Consider the following 16,248-nt stretch of genomic DNA (forward strand, 5'->3'; position numbering starts at 1 on the left):
GGGCCTGGATCGGGTCGGCGGACCGCCGCCGGCCTTTTCGCTTTTTTCCGGAGCCACGCCGTTGAACTGGATCTCGAACGTCGTCCGCCCGAAGCTGAACAGCTTCCTCAACCGCCGGGACGTGCCGGAGAATCTCTGGGTGAAGTGCCCCGAGACCGGGCAGCTCGTGTTCCACAAGGACCTCGAGGCCAACCTGTTCGTGGTCCCGAACTCGGGCTACCACATGCGCATGGAGCCGGCCGCGCGGCTGCGCTCCATGTTCGACGGCGGCAAGTGGTACGACGTCGCCCTGCCCTCGGTGGCGGCGGACCCGCTGAAGTTCCGTGACGAGAAGCGCTATGTCGACCGGCTCAAGGACGCCCGCGCCAAGACCGGCGCGCAGGATTCGCTGAAGGTCGGCTACGGCAAGCTCGACGGGCTGCCGGTGACCATCGCGGTGCAGGATTTCGGCTTCATGGGCGGCTCGCTCGGCATGGCGGCGGGCGAAGCCGTCGTCACCGGGCTCGAGACCGCCGCCTCGCGCGGCACGCCCTTCATCATGTTCGCCTGCGGCGGCGGCATGCGCATGCAGGAGGGCATCCTCTCGCTGATGCAGATGCCGCGCACCACCTGCGCGATCCAGGAACTGCGCGAGGCGCGGCTGCCCTACATCGTGGTGCTGACCAACCCGACCACGGGCGGCATCACCGCCTCCTACGCCATGCTGGGCGACGTGCAGATCGCCGAGCCCGGCGCGCTGATCGGCTTCGCCGGCCCGCGCGTGATCGAGCAGACCATCCGCGAGAAGCTGCCCGAGGGCTTCCAGCGCTCGGAATATCTGCGCGACCACGGCATGGTGGACATGGTGGTGCATCGCCATGAGATGCGCGACACGCTGGCCCGGCTGTGCCGCCTGATGATGCGCGCGCCCGCGCCCGGCGCGGACCAGCCGGCCCCGGCGGCGCCGGGCATCGAGGCGCCGCGCCCCGCACCCGAGCCGGCCGCCGGGGGCGACACCCCGCCCGCGGCACCCGCCGGCGCCTGATCCGGAGACCGAGATGGCCGTCGGGTCCGCCACCGGCGCTTCCGCACCCGGAAGGCGCCCGGTCGAGGATATCTTCGACCGCCTGCTGGCGCTGCATCCCAAGCTGATCGACCTGTCGCTGGACCGCATGTGGCGGCTGCTGGAGCGGCTCGGCCACCCCGAGCAGCGCCTGCCGCCGGTGATCCATGTCGCCGGCACCAACGGCAAGGGCTCGACCGTCGCCTTCATGCGCGCGGTGCTCGAGGCCGCCGGCCAGCGGGTGCACGTCTACACCTCGCCGCATCTGGTGCGCTTCAACGAGCGCATCCGGCTCGCCGGACGCCTCGTCGACGACGAGACCCTGAGCGAGGCGCTGGCCCGCGCCGAGGCGGCGAACGAGGGTGAGCCGATCACCTTCTTCGAGATCACCACCGCCAGCGCGCTGCTGCTGTTCGCCGAGGTGCCGGCCGACGTGCTGCTGCTGGAGGTCGGGCTCGGCGGCCGGCTCGACGCCACCAATGTGGTCGACAAGCCGCTGGTCAGCGTCATCACCCCGGTCTCGATCGACCATGTGGACTTCCTCGGCGAGACGGTGACCGAGATCGCCGGCGAGAAGGCCGGCATCCTGCGGCGCGGCGTGCCGGCGGTGCTCGGGCGCCAGCCGGCCGACGCGCTGAGGGCGATCGAGCGCCGGGCGGCGCGGCTCGCCGTGCCGCTCACCATCCAGGGCGAGCAGTTCCAGGCCTATGAGGAGAACGGGCGGCTGATCGTCGCCGACGAGCAGGGGCTGCTCGACCTGCCGCGCCCGCGCCTCGTCGGCCCGCACCAGATCGACAATGCCGGCCTCGCGGTGGAGGCGCTGCGCGTCGCCGGGCTGAGGCTGGGGGCGAGCGCCTATGAGCAGGGCATGCGCGCCGCCGACTGGCCGGCGCGGCTGCAGCGGCTCGGCCCCGGCCCGCTGACCCAGCGCGCACCGGAGGGCGTCGACGTCTGGCTCGACGGCGGGCACAACGCCGCCGGCGGGCAGGCGCTCGCCGCCGCGCTGGCCGATCTCGAGGACCGGGTGTCGCGCCCGCTGGTGCTGATCGTCGGCATGCTGGGCACCAAGGATTCGGGCGCCTTCCTCGCCCCCTTCGCGGGGCTCGCGCGCGAGCTGATCGCGGTGCCGGTGCCGGGCGAGCACAAGGCGCAGCCGCCCGAAGCGGTGGCCGCCGCCGCCGCGCTGCACGGCATCGCCGCCTCGACCGCGCCGAGCGTCGCCGCGGCGCTGGACGGGCTCCGGGACTACCCGGTCGGCCCGCCGCCGCGGGTGCTGATCACCGGCTCGCTCTATCTCGCCGGCGCGGTGCTGGGCGAGAACGGCAGCCTGCCGGACTGACGCCCCCTCTTTCCGCATCGGCGGGCCGGCGCCGGCCCGCTTTTTTCGGCGCCGGACACGAAAACGCCTCCCGGCCGGAACGGCGGGAGGCGTCCTGAATCCAGTCGGGCGGGCCGAAGCCGCGCCGGAAGCCGTGAGGGCCGGCCCGCTCAGCGTGGGGCCAGCACCATGATCATCTGCCGGCCTTCGAGCGAGGGCTCGGCCTCGACCTTGGCCAGCGTCGCCAGCTCTTCCTTGACCTTGTTCAAAAGCTTGTAGCCCAGCTCCTGATGGGCCATCTCGCGGCCGCGGAAGCGCAGGGTGATCTTCACCTTGTCGCCTTCCTCGAAGAAGCGGTGGATGGCCTTCATCTTCACCTCATAGTCATGGGTGTCGATGCCGGGGCGCAGCTTGATTTCCTTGATCTCGACGATGTGCTGCTTCTTGCGCGCCTCGTTGGCCTTCTTCTGGTTCTGGTACTTGAACCGTCCGTAGTCGAGGATCTTGCAGACCGGCGGGACCGAGTTGGGAGCGATCTCGACCAGATCGAGGCCCGCGTCCTGCGCCATGGTGATCGCGTCGCGCGTCGGAACGACGCCACGATTCTGCCCATCCTGGTCGATGAGCTGCACTTCGCGGATGCGGATGTCTTCGTTGACGCGCGGGCCTTCCTTTTCCGGCGCGACGGGTCTCATGGGGCGACGAATGGTGGTCTTCTCCTCTGCCATTGCAGGATAGCTTGCGGGGTCGTCGTCTCACCGCGCTTCGAGGGTGCCGGCCGGCTCAGTCTGCCGCGCGCATAAAACGGTCGCAGAACATCGTGACAAACCAGGCAGAAGTCAACGGCGTGACGACAGGTAGCCGGCCCCGTTCCAGCCGGACGGCGCCGATTTTGCCGGCCGCGACGTCGCTCGCGCTGTTCGCGCCGCGCCGCTGCCTGTAGTGGAAGATGGCGCGCCGGCGGCGAATCGCAACCCTTCGGCCCTCGTGCCCCGCCCTGGCCGCGCCCGCGACGACAGGATCCGTGCCCATGAACGATGCCCCTCCCGACCGCCCGAACGATGCCCCGAACGCCGCTCCCCGCTTCATCGCGGTCGGCGCCGACGCCCGCCGGATCGCGGTGCGCGAGACGCCCGGCAGCGGTCGAGCCGGGCCCGGCGTGTTCTGGTGCGGGGGCTACCAGTCCGACATGCGCGGCACCAAGGCCGAGGCGCTGGCCGAATGGGGCGCGCGGGCCGGGCGCACGGTGGTGCGCTTCGACTATTCCGGCCATGGCGAATCCGACGGCGCCTTCATCGACGGCACCATCTCGCGCTGGGCCGAGGAGGCGCTCGCCGTGTTCGAGTGCGAGACCGGCGGGCCGCAGATCGTGGTCGGCTCCTCCATGGGCGGCTGGATCGCGCTGCTGCTGGCGCGCGCGCTGGCGGCGCGCGGCGCGGGCGGGCGGCTCGCGGGGCTGGTGCTGATCGCGCCGGCGCCGGACTTCACCGAGGCGCTGATGTGGGAGGCGATGAGCCCGGAGATCCGCGCCGAGCTGATGGAGAAGGGCGTGTGGTACCGCGAATCCGAATACGGCCCGCCGCAGCCGATCACCCGCGCCCTGATCGAGGACGGGCGCCGCAACCTGGTGCTCGGCGTGCCCTTCGCCGTGGGCTGCCCGGTACGCATCCTGCAGGGCGTCGCCGACGAGACCGTGCCCTGGCAGCACGCCATGCGGCTGGTCTCGTGCCTCGCCGAGGATGACGTGGTGCTGACGATGGTGAAGGACGGCGACCACCGGCTGTCGCGGCCGGAGGACATCGCGCGCATCCTCGACGCGGTCGAGACGATTGCGTGAGGCTCGGGTCTCGGCGGGCGTAGAGCGACGGCGCCCTAGGCGGGGCCGCGCAGGAAGGTGAGTTCGCTGTCGTCGTAGCGCCGGCGCTCCAGCTCCTCGAAGCCCTCCGGCGGCGCGAAGGCGGCCTCGACCGATTCCTCCACCACCACCAGCGCGCCGGGCGCCAGCCATCCGCCCTCGATCAGGCCCGCGAGCGCCTTCTCCGCCAGGCCGCGCCCATAGGGCGGGTCGCAGAAGACGAGGTCGAAGGCATCGCTGGCGAGCGCGGCGCCGAGCTTCGTCGCGTCGCGGCGGAAGATGCGGGTGATGCCGCCCAGCCCCAGCGCCTCGACATTGGCGCGGATGATTCCGCGCGGCTCGTGGGCCTCGTCCACGAACACGGCGAATTTCGCGCCGCGCGAGAGCGCCTCCAGCCCCAGCGCGCCGGTGCCGGCGAACAGGTCGAGCACCCGCGCGCCCTCGGCCGGATCGCCATAGGCATGGGCGAGGACGTTGAACAGCGCCTCGCGCAGCCGGTCCGACGTCGGGCGGGTGGCGGCAGAGGAGGGGCCGCGCAGGCCCCGGCCCCGGAAGCGGCCACCGACGATACGCATCGCTCAGCCCTCAGCCGCGCGGCGGCCGGCCCGGACGCCCGCCGGGGCCCTTGCCGGGCCCTTTGCCCGCCGGACCTTTCGAGGGACCCCTGCCGGGACCTTTGCCCGCGGGACCCTTGCCGCCGGGACCGCCGCGGCCGGGACCCTTGCCACCGGAAGACGGACCGCCGAAGCGCTTGCCGCCGGGACGGCCGGAATCGGGCGTGCGGCCGGCGCGGCCTTCGGCCGGCTCGCCGTGCGACGGCCTGTCGAAGCCGCGGCCCTGCGGGCGCTCGCCGCGCGGGGCGCGCTCGGGACGCTCGTCGCGCGAGCGGAACGGGCGATCGCCCTCGGGACGCGAACGGAACGGGCGGCCCTCCCGGCCCTCGCCGCCGGCTAGCCCTTCCGGGCGCGGGCCGCGATCGCGGAAGGGACGGTCCCCGGAAGGACGCTCGCCCGAAGAACGCGGGCCGGAGGGACGGTCCCCGGAGGGACGCTCGCGGAACGGGCGGTCGCCGCGCGCGGGACGGTCCTCGTCGGAACGCGGGCCACGGCTGCGATGCTGTTCGGACTTCACGCGGCCGGAAAACGGCCGGTCGCTGCCCTCGCCACGATAGGGACGGTGCAGGCCCGAGCGTTCGCCGCGCTCGCCGGACGAGCGCTCGCCATAGGGACGCTCGCGAGCGGGACGATCACCCTGGGGACGATTCCCCTGGGGACGATCACCACGCTCACCCTGGGGACGCTCGCGGAACGGGCGATCCGACCCGCCGCCCTCGCGGAACGGGCGGTTGCCGCGCGCGGGACGCTCCTCCTCGCCGGCCGGGCGGGAGCGCACCGGACGGTCGTTACGGTCGCGGTACGAACTCGGGCGTGCCTCGTCCGAACCCTCGCGCTCGTCGCGCGGACGCGGACGGGCGGGACGCGGGCCGGCGGCGGAGCGGTCGCGGCTCGGCCCGCGCGGCGGACGCGAACCCTCGCCGCGCGGTGCGCGGAAGGGGCGCTCCTCGTCCGGCGCGCCGGCCTCGCGGTCCGGGCGGCGGCGGAAGGTGCGCTCGCCGCCGCGCTCGTTGTCGCGCGCATTCCCGCGCTCGGACGGGCGCTCGTTCGGGCGCTCATGGCTGGGCTCGTAGCCCGGACGCGAGGCATAGGGCGAGGCGTGGCGCTCGGCCGGGCGGCGGGCGGCGCGGCGCGGGCTCTCCTCCTCGGGCGCCGGTTCGGTTTCGGTCGCGCGCACGCGCTGCACCAGCACCTTGCGGCCCTTGCGGTCGGCCAGCAGGCCGGAGGTGACGCTGCGCTCGGGGCCCTCGGTCGCCTCGATCGGCCGGCGGCGGTGGCGATCCTCCTCGCCCTCGGTGCGGGCGTAGCGCGCCTTCTTGCCGCCCTTCAGCCCGGGCGTACGGGAGGCGCCCGCCGCGCCGGCGCGCGGGGGGGCCGGCGCCTCCTCGTCCTCGCCGGCGTGATCGAACAGCGGGCCCTCGAAATCGGCGCCGGCGGCGCTCGCCAGCGCCTCGCCGAGCTGGTCGGCCAGCACGCGGGTGCGCACCTCCTCGATGGCGCCCTGCGCGATCTCGCCGAGCTGGAACGGCCCGTAGGACAGGCGGATCAGCCGGTTCACCTCCAGCCCCAGCGAGCCGAGGACGTTGCGCACCTCGCGGTTCTTACCCTCGCGCAGCGCCAGGGTGAGCCAGGAATTGGCGCCCTGCACGCGGTCGAGCCGGGCCTCGATGGGGCCGTAATGCACGCCCTCGACGGTGATGCCCTCCATCAGCGCGTCGAGCCGGTCCTGGGTGATGGCGCCCTTGGCGCGCACCCGGTAGCGGCGCAGCCAGCCGGTGTCCGGCAGCTCCAGCACGCGCGAGAGGCCGCCGTCATTGGTGAGCAGGATCAGCCCCTCGGTATTGAGGTCGAGCCGGCCGACCGAGATCAGCCGCGGCAGGCCGGGGGGCAGGATCTCGAACAGGGTGGCGCGGCCCTCTGGGTCGAAATTGGTCGTCACCACGCCGCGCGGCTTGTGGTAGAGGAACAGCCGCGTGCGCTCCTTCTGCGGCAGCGGCGCGCCGTCGACGGTGACCGCGTCGGCGGCGGTCACGGTGCGGGCGGGGCTGTCCAGCACCTCGCCATTGACCGCCACCCGGCCGGCGAGGATCCATTCCTCGATCTCGCGGCGCGAGCCGAGGCCGTGGCGGGCGATCACCTTGGCGATGCGCTCGCCCTCGCGCGGCTCCTGCGGCGCCAGCTCGCGCGGGGGGCGGGGCACACGGTTATGGCCCTTGCGGGGCGGGGTCGTCTTCGGCATGGCGTTCATCCGGTATCGAGGCCGCGGGTGCTAGCATGTCCTGCGGTCCGAGGCGAGCATTCGGGCAGATCAGTAGCAGGCGAGGCGACCAAAGGGTGAGAGCTGACGAATACGAGGCGGACGGCGAGGGTGCCGCGGGCGGGCCCGGGCGGCCGGATTTCATGCGGCTCGCGCTCGACGAGGCGGCACGGGCCGGCGCGCGCGGCGAGGTGCCGGTGGGCGCCGTGGTGGTGCGCGCGGGCGAGGTGCTGGCCACTGCGGGCAACCGCACGCGCGAACTTTCCGACCCTTCCGCCCATGCCGAGATGCTGGCGATCCGCGACGCCTGCGCCCGGCTCGGCAGCGACCGGCTGCCCGACTGCGACCTCTACGTCACGCTCGAGCCCTGCACCATGTGCGCGGGCGCGATCGCCTGGGCACGGCTGCGCCGGCTCTATTACGGCGCGGCCGACCCCAAGGGCGGGGCGGTGGAGAGCGGGGTGCGGTTCTTCTCCAGCCCCACCTGCCACCACGTGCCGGAAATCTATGACGGCTTCGCCGCCCGCGAGGCGGGGGCGCTGCTCAAGGACTTCTTCGCCGCCAAGAGGTGACGAAGGAAACGGTCACGCGCGGCGGCGCGGGACCGCGCTCAGCCCAGCACCGCCTCCAGCCGGCGCTTGACCTCATCCTTCACCGGCTCGGACGCCTTGAGGATGGCGGTGGCGCGGAAGAACTCCAGCACCCGGAAATCGTGCACGTTGGGCCGGATCAGTATGTCCGGCGCGCCGGCCTTCAGCTTCTCGCCGACGATCGAGCTCGCCATGATCTGCAGCGTCGCGAACATGGCGTCGAACGGGCTCGGCACGCCCTTCGTCTCCGCGCCGTGGCCGCCGGTGATGTCCACCGCCACCACCACCTGCGCCCGCGTGCGCAGCACGTCGAAGGGCAGCGGATTGACCGCGCCGCCGTCGACCAGCGTGTGCCCGGCATGCACCACCGGGCGCATCAGCCCGGGAATGGCGAGCGAGGCGGCGACCGCCGGGCGGATCGGCCCGTGCTCGAACATGCGCTCGCAGCGGCCCCAATAGTCGGTCGCCACCACCTGAAGCGGGATGGCGAGCTGGTCGAAATCCTCCGGCACCAGATCCGGCATGAAGCCTTCGATGAAGCGCTCGGCGTCGATCAGCACCGGGTTTCCGAGCCCGCCGAACAGGTCGGCGATGCGCCCCACTCGGGCGGCGAGCAGGCGGCGCATCACCTCGCCCTTGTTGCGCAGGGTCGCGGTGACGACGTGGCGGATCTCGCGCGCGGGGATGCCCGAAGCATAGGCGGCGGCGAAGAAGGCGCCGATCGAGGCGCCGGCCATGGCGGTCGGCCGCAGGCCGAGCTCGTCGAGCGCCTCCAGAACCAGGATGTGCGACAGGCCGCGCGCCCCGCCCGAGCCGAGCGCGACCGCGATCGACGGCCCGCGGTGGCCTTCGCCGGGCGGCGGGCCGCCGGGCGCGCCGTCGCGGTCATGGGCGCCGGAGACGACCACCGCCTCGGGCGCGTGCCCGGCCGCGCCGGGCGCCGGCCGCGCACGGCCGTGAGCGGAAGAGCCATGTGCCGAAGAACCGTGAGCCGAAGAGCCGCGGGCCGCGGGGCCGTGAGCCGCCGGCTCGCGCCCGGAATCCTCGCGCGCCGAACCCTCGCGCGACGCTCCATCCTGCGGGGGCGCCTCGTTCGGAGCGTCATGCGCGGGCACGCGCCGGGCGTGGCGGTGCCGGGAACCGGTGGACGACTCTTCCATCACTTCACCCCTGACGGCTCTCCCGTGCCGCCGGGTGGCGGCACCTGTTAGAACGGGCGCGGGGCGGGACGGGTTTCGCCCGGGTCGGGCCTCGTCCTACTCGCCGAGCGCCCGCCAGGCGATGTCGGAGCGGCAGAAGCCCTCCGGCCAGTCGATGCGCGCCACCGCGTCATAGGCGCGCTCGCGCGCCTCGGCCACATTGGCACCGATCGCTGTCACGTTCAGCACCCGCCCGCCATCGGCGACGAGGTCCTCGCCGGCGCGCTTGGTGCCGGCATGAAACACCTTCACCCCCGGAACGGTTTCCGCCGCCTCGATGCCGGCGATGCGCGAGCCCCTTGCATAGGCGCCGGGATAGCCGTTCGCCGCCATCACCACGGTGATCGCGGCATCGGGCTTCATCGCCACCGTATAGTCGCCGAGCCCGCCGGTCGCGGTGGCCTCGAGCAGCGGCAGCAGGTCGCCGTCGAGCCGCGTCATCAGCACCTGGCATTCGGGATCGCCGAAGCGGACATTGTATTCGATCAGCCGGGGACCGTCGCGCGTGATCATCAGCCCGGCGAACAGCACGCCGCGATAGGCGCAGCCGGCGTCGGCGAGGGCGCGCGCGGTCGGCTTGATGATCTCGGTGAGGGTGCGGCGCTCCATCTCGGCGGTGAAGACGGGCGCCGGCGAATAGGCCCCCATGCCGCCGGTGTTGGGGCCCTCGTCGCCGTCGAAGGCGCGCTTGTGGTCCTGCGCCGAGCCGAAGGGCAGCACGCTCTCGCCGTCGACCAGGCAGAAGAACGAGACCTCCTCGCCCTCGAGATAGTCCTCGATCAGGATCTCGGTGCCGAAGCCGCCGCCTTCCGCGCCCATGGCGAACACCGCGTCGACGCCTTCCAGCGCCTGCTCCAGCGAGGTGGCGACGATGACGCCCTTGCCGGCCATCAGCCCGTCCGCCTTGAGCACGATCGGCGCGCCGCGCCGGCGCACGAACTCGCGCGCGGAGGCGGCGTCGGTGAAGCGGCCGAAGGCGGCGGTGGGGATGTCGTGCGCCTTGCACAGCTCCTTGGTGAAGAGCTTGGAGCCCTCGAGCTGGGCCGCCGCCCGGCGCGGGCCGAACACGGCGATGCCCTCGGCGGCGAGGCGGTCGGCAATGCCCTCCACCAGCGGCGCCTCCGGCCCGACCACCACGAGATCGACACCGTGCGAGCCGCAGATCGAGACGATGGCGTCGTGGTCGTCCAGCGGCACGCCGTCGATGCAGGTGGCGTGGGCGGCGATGCCCGGATTGCCCGGCAGCGCGAACAGCGCCGTGAGCCGCGGGCTCTGGGCCAGCTTCCAGGCCAGCGCGTGCTCGCGGCCGCCCGAGCCGAGCAACAATACTTTCATCCGCAGGGCCTCCCGCCGCCTCAACCGCGCTTCGCGTAAACGCTCCGGGCGCGGCGGGCAAGAGCGCGGGGCCAACAGCGCGGGCAAAGAACGCGGGCAAAGAGCCTGGACGAGGAGCGGCGAAGGGCGCCGCCCGCCGCCTATTCGTAGGCCAGCGCCACCACCGGATCGAGCCCGGCCGCCTTGCGCGCGGGCAGGTAGCCGAAGACGAGGCCGGTGAGGAAGGCGCAGCCGAAGGCGAGCAGCGGCGGCATCAGCGCGAACGCGATCGACACCCCCATCGCCTCCAGCCCGACCGCGGTGGCGAGGCCGAGCCCGACCCCCACCAGCCCGCCGACCGAGCACACCACCAGCGCCTCGGTGTTGAACTGCAGCATGATGTTGCTCATGCGCGCGCCGGTCGCCATGCGGATGCCGATCTCGCGGGTGCGCTCGGTCACGCTCACCAGCATGATGTTCATCACCCCGATGCCCGCCACCAGCAGCGAGATGGCGGCGACGCAGCCCAGCACCAGCGTCAGCGTGTTCTGGGTCTCGGTGGCGGTCTCGAGGAACTGCGAGGTGTTGCGCACCTGGAAATCCTCGGCCTGGTGACGGTCGGCGATGATCCGCGTCACCGCCTGCTCGACGGCGGGAATGTCGCCCGAATCCGCCACTTTCACCGTGACCGAATTGACGAAGCGTTGGCCGAAGGCGCGCACGAAGCCGGTCGACATCGGGATCAGCGCCGCATCGTCCTGGTCCTGGCCGAAGGCGTTGGCGCCGCGCGGGCTGAGCACGCCGATCACCTCGTAGGGCACGTTCTTCACCAGCACGTAGCGGCCGAGCGGGTCGTCCTCGCCGAACAGATTGTCGACCACGGTCTGGCCGAGCACGATCACCGGCGCATAGGCGCGCACGTCGGCGTCGGTGAACATCACGCCGCGCGCCATCGGCCAGTCGCGGGCCGAGAGGTAGTCGGCGCTGGTGCCGGTCACCGAGGTATAATAGTCCTGCGAGCCGAAGCGCAGCGTGAAGCGGCCCGAGCGCTCGGGCGAGATGGCGCTGATGCCGGGTATGGCCCTCAGCGCGTCGGCGTCCTCCGGCAGCAGCGTGGCGTTGTCGCCCGAGGAGCGGATGCCGCGCGCGCCGGGGCGCACGATCAGGAGGTTGGTGCCGATCTGGGCGATGCGCTCCAGCACCCGCTCCTTGCCGCCATCGCCCACCGCCAGCATGGTGATGACCGAAGCGACGCCGATGACGATGCCGAGCAGGGTCAGTGCGGTGCGGAAGATCGAATTGTGCATGGAGGCGAAGGCCATGCGCACCGCCTCCGCCAGATCCGGCAGGAAGCGCGCCAGCCCCTGGCGGCGCGGCGCGCGCGAGGCGGGAAGGGCCGGGCGCGCGGGCTCCCCCTCGTGCCGCTCGTCGGCGACGATGCGCCCGTCCTGGAAGCGCACGATGCGGCGCGCGTGCCGGGCGACGTCCGGGTCGTGGGTGATGAGGATGACGGTGTGGCCCTCGGCGTTCAGCTCCTTCAGCAGGGCGAGCACGTCCTCGCCGCTGCGGGTGTCGAGCGCGCCGGTCGGCTCGTCGGCGAGGATCACCGGGGCGGCATTCATCAGCGCGCGGGCGATGGAGACGCGCTGCTGCTGGCCGCCGGAGAGCTGGCTCGGCCGGTGCTCGGTGCGGTCGCCGAGGCCGAGGCGGCCGAGCAATTCGTGCGAGCGCCCGAACCGCTCCTCCTGCGGCGCGCCGGCATAGATGGCGGGGATCTCGACATTCTCGGCCGCAGTGAGGCTCGGCAGCAGATTGTAACGCTGGAACACGAAGCCGAAGGTCGAGCAGCGCAGCGCCGCCAGCGCGTCGGCATCGAGATGGGAGACGTCGACGCCGTCGACCCGGTAGGTGCCGGCCGAAGCGCGGTCGAGGCAGCCGACGATGTTCATCAGCGTCGACTTGCCCGAGCCCGACTGGCCCATGATGGCGACGAACTCGCCGGGATGGATGGCGAGCGACACCCGGTCGAGCGCGCGCACCACGCTCTCGCCGTTCGGGTAGATGCGGCTGACGTCGACCAGCTCGACGATCGGCCGGGTGCCGGTCGGGGCCGCGTGCGGGTGGTCCTGCGCCACGGCTGCGGGCGGAAGGGCCGGGTGCCGGGAAGTGGTCTCGTCCATGGCGCGTTCCCGCTGCTCCCGCCTCAGAGCCGCGGCGGCATGCGCGGGCGGCCGGACGGCGCCGCGGCGGCGGCGGCCGACGAGCCGACGACCACGGTGTCGCCCGGCGCCAGGCCGGCGGTGACCTGCGTCACGCTGCGGTTGGAGAGCCCGGTCTCGACGGCGCGCTCCTCCGGCCCGCGCGGGGTGAGCACGCGCACGCTGGCGGCGCCGTCGCGCCCGTGGCGGATGGCCTGGGTCGGCACCAGCGGCACGTCCTTCGCCGAGCCGAGGCGGAAGAACACCTGTGCCGTCATGTCGGTCATCAGCATCAGGTCTTCATTGGGCACGTCGATCAGCACGTTGTAGAGCACGACGTCGTTGACGATGGTCGGGGTCGGCTCGATCTGGCGCACCTCGCCGCGCCAGCGCCGGTCCGGCAGGCCGAGGGTGGAGAAATAGACCGGCGTGCCGACGGTGATCTTCGGGATGTCGCCCTCCGCCACCTGGGCGGTGACGGTCATGGTCTGCAGGTCGGCGATGCGCAGCACGATCGGCGCCGACTGGTTGGCGTTGAGGGTCGAGCCCTCGCGGGCGGTGATCGAGACCACCGTACCGTCCATCGGCGCGTAGATCTTGGTGTAGCCGAGATTGGCGAGATCGCCCTCCAGCGTCGCCTGGGTCTGGGCGATCTGGGCCTTCAGCGCGTCGATCTTGGCGGCGCTGATCTGCATGGTGGCGCGGGCGGCGTCGGCGGCGTCGCGGCTGCCGGACTGCTTGGCGAGCAGGTCCTGGGCGCGCTCGTTGCGCAGCCGGTCGAGGGTGAGCTGGGCGTCGGCCTGGGCTAGCTGGGCGCGCAGATTGTCGAGGCTGGCGCGATCGCCGGCGACGCGGGTCTGGTAGACGGTGGGGTCGATCTCGGCCAGCAGATCGCCCTTCTTCACCACCGCGCCGACATCGGGATCGATGGTGCGGAGCTGGCCGGAGACCTGCGTGCCGACGTCGACATAGTTCTTCGGCTGCATCTTGGCGATGGCGGTGACCGTGGTCTCGATGTCGCCGAGCGCGACCTTCGCGGTCTGGTACTGCGGCGCCGGCTCGCCGGCGGTCGCGGTGTAGTAGTAATAGCCGCCGCCCGCCGCGACCGCCGCCAGCAGGATGAGCACCGGCCAGCGCCGGCGGCGCCGGTGTATCGATGCGGGCCTCGCCCGGCTGCTGTCGGATTTCTGAAGCATGCGGCGGCTCCGTTAGGACACCCAACGGGATAACCCGGCCCGCACGCGGCACAAAATGAATTCGCGGTAATGAAGACGCCGGCTAGCAGCCTGTATTCATTCCAGAAATACCGGCTTCAGCGGTCGCCGGGCCGGTACTCACCGCTCGCCGGGTCGCGGCGCAGGCTCGGGCGCGCGCCGTCGCGCAGCGCCTCCTCCTCGCGGCGGGTGGCATCGAGCTCGGCATTGACGCGGCGCGATTCCCTGGCGAGCAGCTTCACCAGCGCGGCGGCGCCCATGGCGCCGAGGGCAAGCACGATGACCGGCGGCATGTCCTGGCCTTCCTTCCCACTCTCCTGGTGCCGGCCCGTATCACGGACCGGCGGCCTCTCTCACAGCCCGAAGCGGCCCCACAGCGCGCGCTCCTCGGCGACGCCGACGAGGCTTTCGGCGGCGCCGGCCCCGATCTGCGCGCCGATCTGCATCGACGCCCCGCCGGACGCGGCGCCAAGCGCCGTCACACCCGGCAGGCGGCGGCCGAACAGGCCGCTCTTCGGCTCGATCAGCGGCATCACCACCTTCTCGCCATAGCGCGCCCTGAGATGGGTGCGCAGATCGCCGATGGCGTCGACGAGGCCGAGCTCCTGCGCCCGCGCCGCCGACCAGAACTCGCCCGAGAACAGGGTGTCGTCGTCACCGCTCAGCACATCGGCGCGGCGCGCGCGCACCAGGCCGGTGAAGACCTCGTGGATCTCCTTCTGCAGCGCCTTGAGGCGCTCGACGTCCTCCGGCTTCTCGGGCTGGAACGGGTCGAGCATCACCTTGCGGGTGCCGGCGGTGTAGACGCGCCGGTCGACGCCGACCTTGTCCAGCACCCGGTCGAAGCCGAACCCGGCGCTGACCACGCCGATCGAGCCGACGATCGAGAAGGGATCGGCGACGATCTCGTCGGCGGCGCAGGCCAGCATGTAGCCGCCCGAGGCGGCGACGTCCTCGACGAAGCCGATGACCGGGATCTCCTTCTCCTCCGCCAGCGCGCGGATGCGGCGGTAGATGAGGTGCGACTGCGCCGGCGCGCCGCCGGGCGAGTTGATCGCCAGCGCCACCGCCTTTGCCCCCTTTACCGCGAAGGCGCGCTCCAGCGTCTTTGAGACGGCGGACATGGAGAGGCCGGGCCGCAGCGGGCTCGACAGCCCGATGGCGCCGTGCAGCCGGACCACCGGCACGATGGCGGCGCCGGCGCGCATCCGCGCCGGCAGGATGGGATTGAGAAGGCGGCGGAGCGGGGCGAGGACGGATGCGTTGGCCATGGCGGAACACATAGGATGCGCGCCGGCCCTGCTCAAGCGGCGTGTTGCGCGGTTTCTGCGCCGGCGCTGCCCCGGGGGCGCGCGTTGCTCAGCCTTCGCCGATCCCCTCCCCGCCGCGCAGCACCCGCTCGGCCTGCGGCGTCGGCCGGCCCTGCGCGTCGGCGAGCACGAGGGCGGGCAGCAGCGCGGGCGGGGTGCGCCGGCCCTTGACGGCGCCGACCAGCACCCGGATCGCCGGCGCGTCGGGGCGCGGATGCACCGGGCGGATCGTGATCGCGCCGGCGCGCCGGCCGAGCAGCTCCAGCAGGGTGGCGAGCGCCTCCGGCCGGTGGATCAGCCGGAGCGCGCCGCCCGGCTCCAGCAGCCGGTCGGCAGCGCGCAGCCAGATCTCGAGCTCGCCATCCTCCGCGCTGTGGGCGCGGGCGCGGCCCGCGCTGGGCGAGCGGCGGTGGCGGGCGGGATCGTTGAAGGGCGGGTTCATCAGCACCAGATCGGCGCCGGCCGGCGCGGGCTCGGCCGGGCCGGCGGGGCGGGCGAGCAGGGCGACATCGGCCGCCACCACGCGCACCCGGCCGGCCATGTCGGGCTGCTGGCGCGCCGCGTTGCGGGCGGCGAGTTCGGCGAGGGCCGGGTCGATCTCCACCAGCGTGACCCCGGCCTGCGGCAGGCGCAGCGCCACGGCGAGGCCCGCCGTGCCGACGCCGGCGCCGAGATCCACCGCGCGGCGCGCGCTCTCCGGCACGCTGGCGGCGAGCAGCACCGCGTCATGGCCGGCGCGGTGGCCGCGCGCGGGCTGAAGCAGGCGCAGTCGCCCGCCGATCAGCCCGTCATCGGTGAGCGCCTCGCCCGGATCGTCCATGGCCCGATCGTCCTCGGCCCGATTGTCCTCGACCCCTTCGTCCATCGCCGGCCCGCTCACTCGCTGGCGAGCGCGGCGCCGAAGCCGGCCTCGCGCAGCAGGGCGCGGGCGCGCGCCACCATCTCGTCCTCCACCAGCAGGCGGCGCGGCAGCAGGCCGATCGAGCCTTCCATCACGCTCATGTGCTGGTCCAGCACGATGTGGCCGATGCGCGCGCTGTCGAGCAGCGCCCCGATCGCCGAGAGCAGGACCACGTCATTGGTGCGGAGCAGTTCGTGCATGGCTCATCCTCGCGCCGGCGCGGCGGGGGGAACAGCGGCGCGCGCGGCAGGGGAAGCGGCCGCAACCCTTGGCATACAACGTATGTGCATGCGCCATCCGCCGGAAGTGGCATCCCAGACTACCTCTTTCGAGGGATTGCCGGGCACCGCGACCGGCGCCGGCGAGCGGTAAACTGGGAAATTCATACTATTTTTCCGTTCTAATCCGCTCTTGCCGTACGTACCACCAGCTTCTT

Annotated in this window: 16 protein-coding genes; 4 read left to right on the plus strand and 12 right to left on the minus strand. The window is 72.9% G+C overall.

Features of this window, described 5'->3' with window-relative positions:
- The first annotated feature begins 61 nt into the window (after window positions 1–61).
- Together accD and NVS83_RS08415 are read left to right on the plus strand one after the other, a co-directional pair.
- Window positions 62–1,024, plus strand: coding sequence for an acetyl-CoA carboxylase, carboxyltransferase subunit beta (accD, locus tag NVS83_RS08410; protein WP_258738908.1), 963 nt, complete (start codon window positions 62–64; stop codon window positions 1,022–1,024).
- A gap of 13 nt (window positions 1,025–1,037) precedes the next feature.
- Complete coding sequence (locus NVS83_RS08415; RefSeq protein WP_258738909.1) at window positions 1,038–2,381, plus strand: bifunctional folylpolyglutamate synthase/dihydrofolate synthase; 1,344 nt, start codon at window positions 1,038–1,040, stop codon at window positions 2,379–2,381.
- Window positions 2,382–2,530: 149 nt separating this feature from the next.
- On the opposite strand, the gene infC is transcribed toward NVS83_RS08415, so the two are convergent.
- Both infC and NVS83_RS08425 read right to left on the minus strand, forming a co-directional pair.
- Window positions 2,531–3,055: a translation initiation factor IF-3 gene (gene infC, locus NVS83_RS08420; protein ID WP_258732067.1), complete on the minus strand. Its 525-nt coding sequence runs from the start codon at window positions 3,053–3,055 to the stop codon at window positions 2,531–2,533.
- 88 nt (window positions 3,056–3,143) lie between these two features.
- Entirely contained in the window at window positions 3,144–3,392 is a 249-nt protein-coding gene (locus tag NVS83_RS08425) for a hypothetical protein (RefSeq protein ID WP_258738910.1), read from the minus strand.
- Between NVS83_RS08425 and NVS83_RS08430 the strand changes: the two genes are divergently transcribed.
- Window positions 3,391–4,197 (plus strand): alpha/beta hydrolase, encoded by an 807-nt coding sequence (locus NVS83_RS08430; RefSeq protein WP_258738911.1) that lies wholly within the window; start codon window positions 3,391–3,393, stop codon window positions 4,195–4,197. The genes NVS83_RS08425 and NVS83_RS08430 overlap by 2 nt on opposite strands.
- Before the next feature lie 35 nt (window positions 4,198–4,232).
- Here NVS83_RS08430 and rsmD read toward each other — a convergent pair whose 3' ends face one another.
- Window positions 4,233–4,790: a 16S rRNA (guanine(966)-N(2))-methyltransferase RsmD gene (gene rsmD, locus NVS83_RS08435; protein ID WP_258738912.1), complete on the minus strand. Its 558-nt coding sequence runs from the start codon at window positions 4,788–4,790 to the stop codon at window positions 4,233–4,235.
- 10 nt (window positions 4,791–4,800) lie between these two features.
- Entirely contained in the window at window positions 4,801–7,068 is a 2,268-nt protein-coding gene (locus NVS83_RS08440) for a pseudouridine synthase (RefSeq protein ID WP_258738913.1), read from the minus strand.
- 161 nt (window positions 7,069–7,229) lie between these two features.
- Here NVS83_RS08440 and NVS83_RS08445 point away from each other — a divergent pair, with 161 nt between their 5' ends.
- Entirely contained in the window at window positions 7,230–7,658 is a 429-nt protein-coding gene (locus tag NVS83_RS08445) for a nucleoside deaminase (protein ID WP_258732071.1), read from the plus strand.
- A 38-nt stretch (window positions 7,659–7,696) separates the two neighbouring features.
- Here the strand turns inward: NVS83_RS08445 and NVS83_RS08450 are convergent, their stop codons facing one another.
- The 8 genes from NVS83_RS08450 to NVS83_RS08485 all read right to left on the minus strand — a co-directional run bounded on the left by NVS83_RS08450 (window position 7,697) and on the right by NVS83_RS08485 (window position 16,012).
- Window positions 7,697–8,584, minus strand: coding sequence for a patatin-like phospholipase family protein (locus NVS83_RS08450; RefSeq protein WP_258738915.1), 888 nt, complete (start codon window positions 8,582–8,584; stop codon window positions 7,697–7,699).
- A gap of 348 nt (window positions 8,585–8,932) precedes the next feature.
- On the minus strand, window positions 8,933–10,210 hold the full coding sequence (gene purD, locus NVS83_RS08455) for a phosphoribosylamine--glycine ligase (RefSeq protein ID WP_258738916.1): 1,278 nt from the start codon (window positions 10,208–10,210) through the stop codon (window positions 8,933–8,935).
- A gap of 140 nt (window positions 10,211–10,350) precedes the next feature.
- Complete coding sequence (locus NVS83_RS08460; RefSeq protein ID WP_258738917.1) at window positions 10,351–12,369, minus strand: MacB family efflux pump subunit; 2,019 nt, start codon at window positions 12,367–12,369, stop codon at window positions 10,351–10,353.
- A gap of 23 nt (window positions 12,370–12,392) precedes the next feature.
- Window positions 12,393–13,583, minus strand: coding sequence for an efflux RND transporter periplasmic adaptor subunit (locus tag NVS83_RS08465; RefSeq protein WP_258738918.1), 1,191 nt, complete (start codon window positions 13,581–13,583; stop codon window positions 12,393–12,395).
- A 116-nt stretch (window positions 13,584–13,699) separates the two neighbouring features.
- A complete protein-coding gene (locus NVS83_RS08470) occupies window positions 13,700–13,894 on the minus strand; it encodes a hypothetical protein (RefSeq protein ID WP_258732077.1) in 195 nt (64 codons plus the stop codon).
- Window positions 13,895–13,954: 60 nt separating this feature from the next.
- Entirely contained in the window at window positions 13,955–14,872 is a 918-nt protein-coding gene (locus tag NVS83_RS08475; protein WP_258738919.1) for a S49 family peptidase, read from the minus strand.
- Window positions 14,873–14,960: 88 nt separating this feature from the next.
- A complete protein-coding gene (locus NVS83_RS08480) occupies window positions 14,961–15,731 on the minus strand; it encodes a tRNA1(Val) (adenine(37)-N6)-methyltransferase (protein WP_258739126.1) in 771 nt (256 codons plus the stop codon).
- A 56-nt stretch (window positions 15,732–15,787) separates the two neighbouring features.
- Window positions 15,788–16,012, minus strand: coding sequence for a putative signal transducing protein (locus NVS83_RS08485; RefSeq protein ID WP_258738920.1), 225 nt, complete (start codon window positions 16,010–16,012; stop codon window positions 15,788–15,790).
- Between the last annotated feature and the right edge of the window lie 236 nt (window positions 16,013–16,248).

The organism is Ancylobacter mangrovi, from assembly GCF_024752335.1.
GTDB classification, from domain to species: Bacteria; Pseudomonadota; Alphaproteobacteria; order Rhizobiales; family Xanthobacteraceae; genus Ancylobacter; species Ancylobacter mangrovi.

Excerpts from the sequence above, each read along its gene's own strand:
- NVS83_RS08475 (WP_258738919.1), bottom strand. The coding sequence starts at position 14,872 with ATGGCCAACGCATCCGTCCTCGCCCCGCTCCGCCGCCTTCTCAATCCC.
- NVS83_RS08415 (WP_258738909.1), top strand. The coding sequence starts at position 1,038 with ATGGCCGTCGGGTCCGCCACCGGCGCTTCCGCACCCGGAAGGCGCCCG.
- NVS83_RS08465 (WP_258738918.1), bottom strand. The coding sequence starts at position 13,583 with ATGCTTCAGAAATCCGACAGCAGCCGGGCGAGGCCCGCATCGATACAC.
- NVS83_RS08430 (WP_258738911.1), top strand. The coding sequence starts at position 3,391 with ATGAACGATGCCCCTCCCGACCGCCCGAACGATGCCCCGAACGCCGCT.
- NVS83_RS08440 (WP_258738913.1), bottom strand. The coding sequence starts at position 7,068 with ATGCCGAAGACGACCCCGCCCCGCAAGGGCCATAACCGTGTGCCCCGC.
- NVS83_RS08460 (WP_258738917.1), bottom strand. The coding sequence starts at position 12,369 with ATGGACGAGACCACTTCCCGGCACCCGGCCCTTCCGCCCGCAGCCGTG.
- NVS83_RS08445 (WP_258732071.1), top strand. The coding sequence starts at position 7,230 with ATGCGGCTCGCGCTCGACGAGGCGGCACGGGCCGGCGCGCGCGGCGAG.
- NVS83_RS08425 (WP_258738910.1), bottom strand. The coding sequence starts at position 3,392 with ATGGGCACGGATCCTGTCGTCGCGGGCGCGGCCAGGGCGGGGCACGAG.
- NVS83_RS08470 (WP_258732077.1), bottom strand. The coding sequence starts at position 13,894 with ATGCCGCCGGTCATCGTGCTTGCCCTCGGCGCCATGGGCGCCGCCGCG.
- NVS83_RS08485 (WP_258738920.1), bottom strand. The coding sequence starts at position 16,012 with ATGCACGAACTGCTCCGCACCAATGACGTGGTCCTGCTCTCGGCGATC.
- rsmD (WP_258738912.1), bottom strand. The coding sequence starts at position 4,790 with ATGCGTATCGTCGGTGGCCGCTTCCGGGGCCGGGGCCTGCGCGGCCCC.
- infC (WP_258732067.1), bottom strand. The coding sequence starts at position 3,055 with ATGAGACCCGTCGCGCCGGAAAAGGAAGGCCCGCGCGTCAACGAAGAC.
- NVS83_RS08480 (WP_258739126.1), bottom strand. The coding sequence starts at position 15,731 with ATGGACGATCCGGGCGAGGCGCTCACCGATGACGGGCTGATCGGCGGG.
- purD (WP_258738916.1), bottom strand. The coding sequence starts at position 10,210 with ATGAAAGTATTGTTGCTCGGCTCGGGCGGCCGCGAGCACGCGCTGGCC.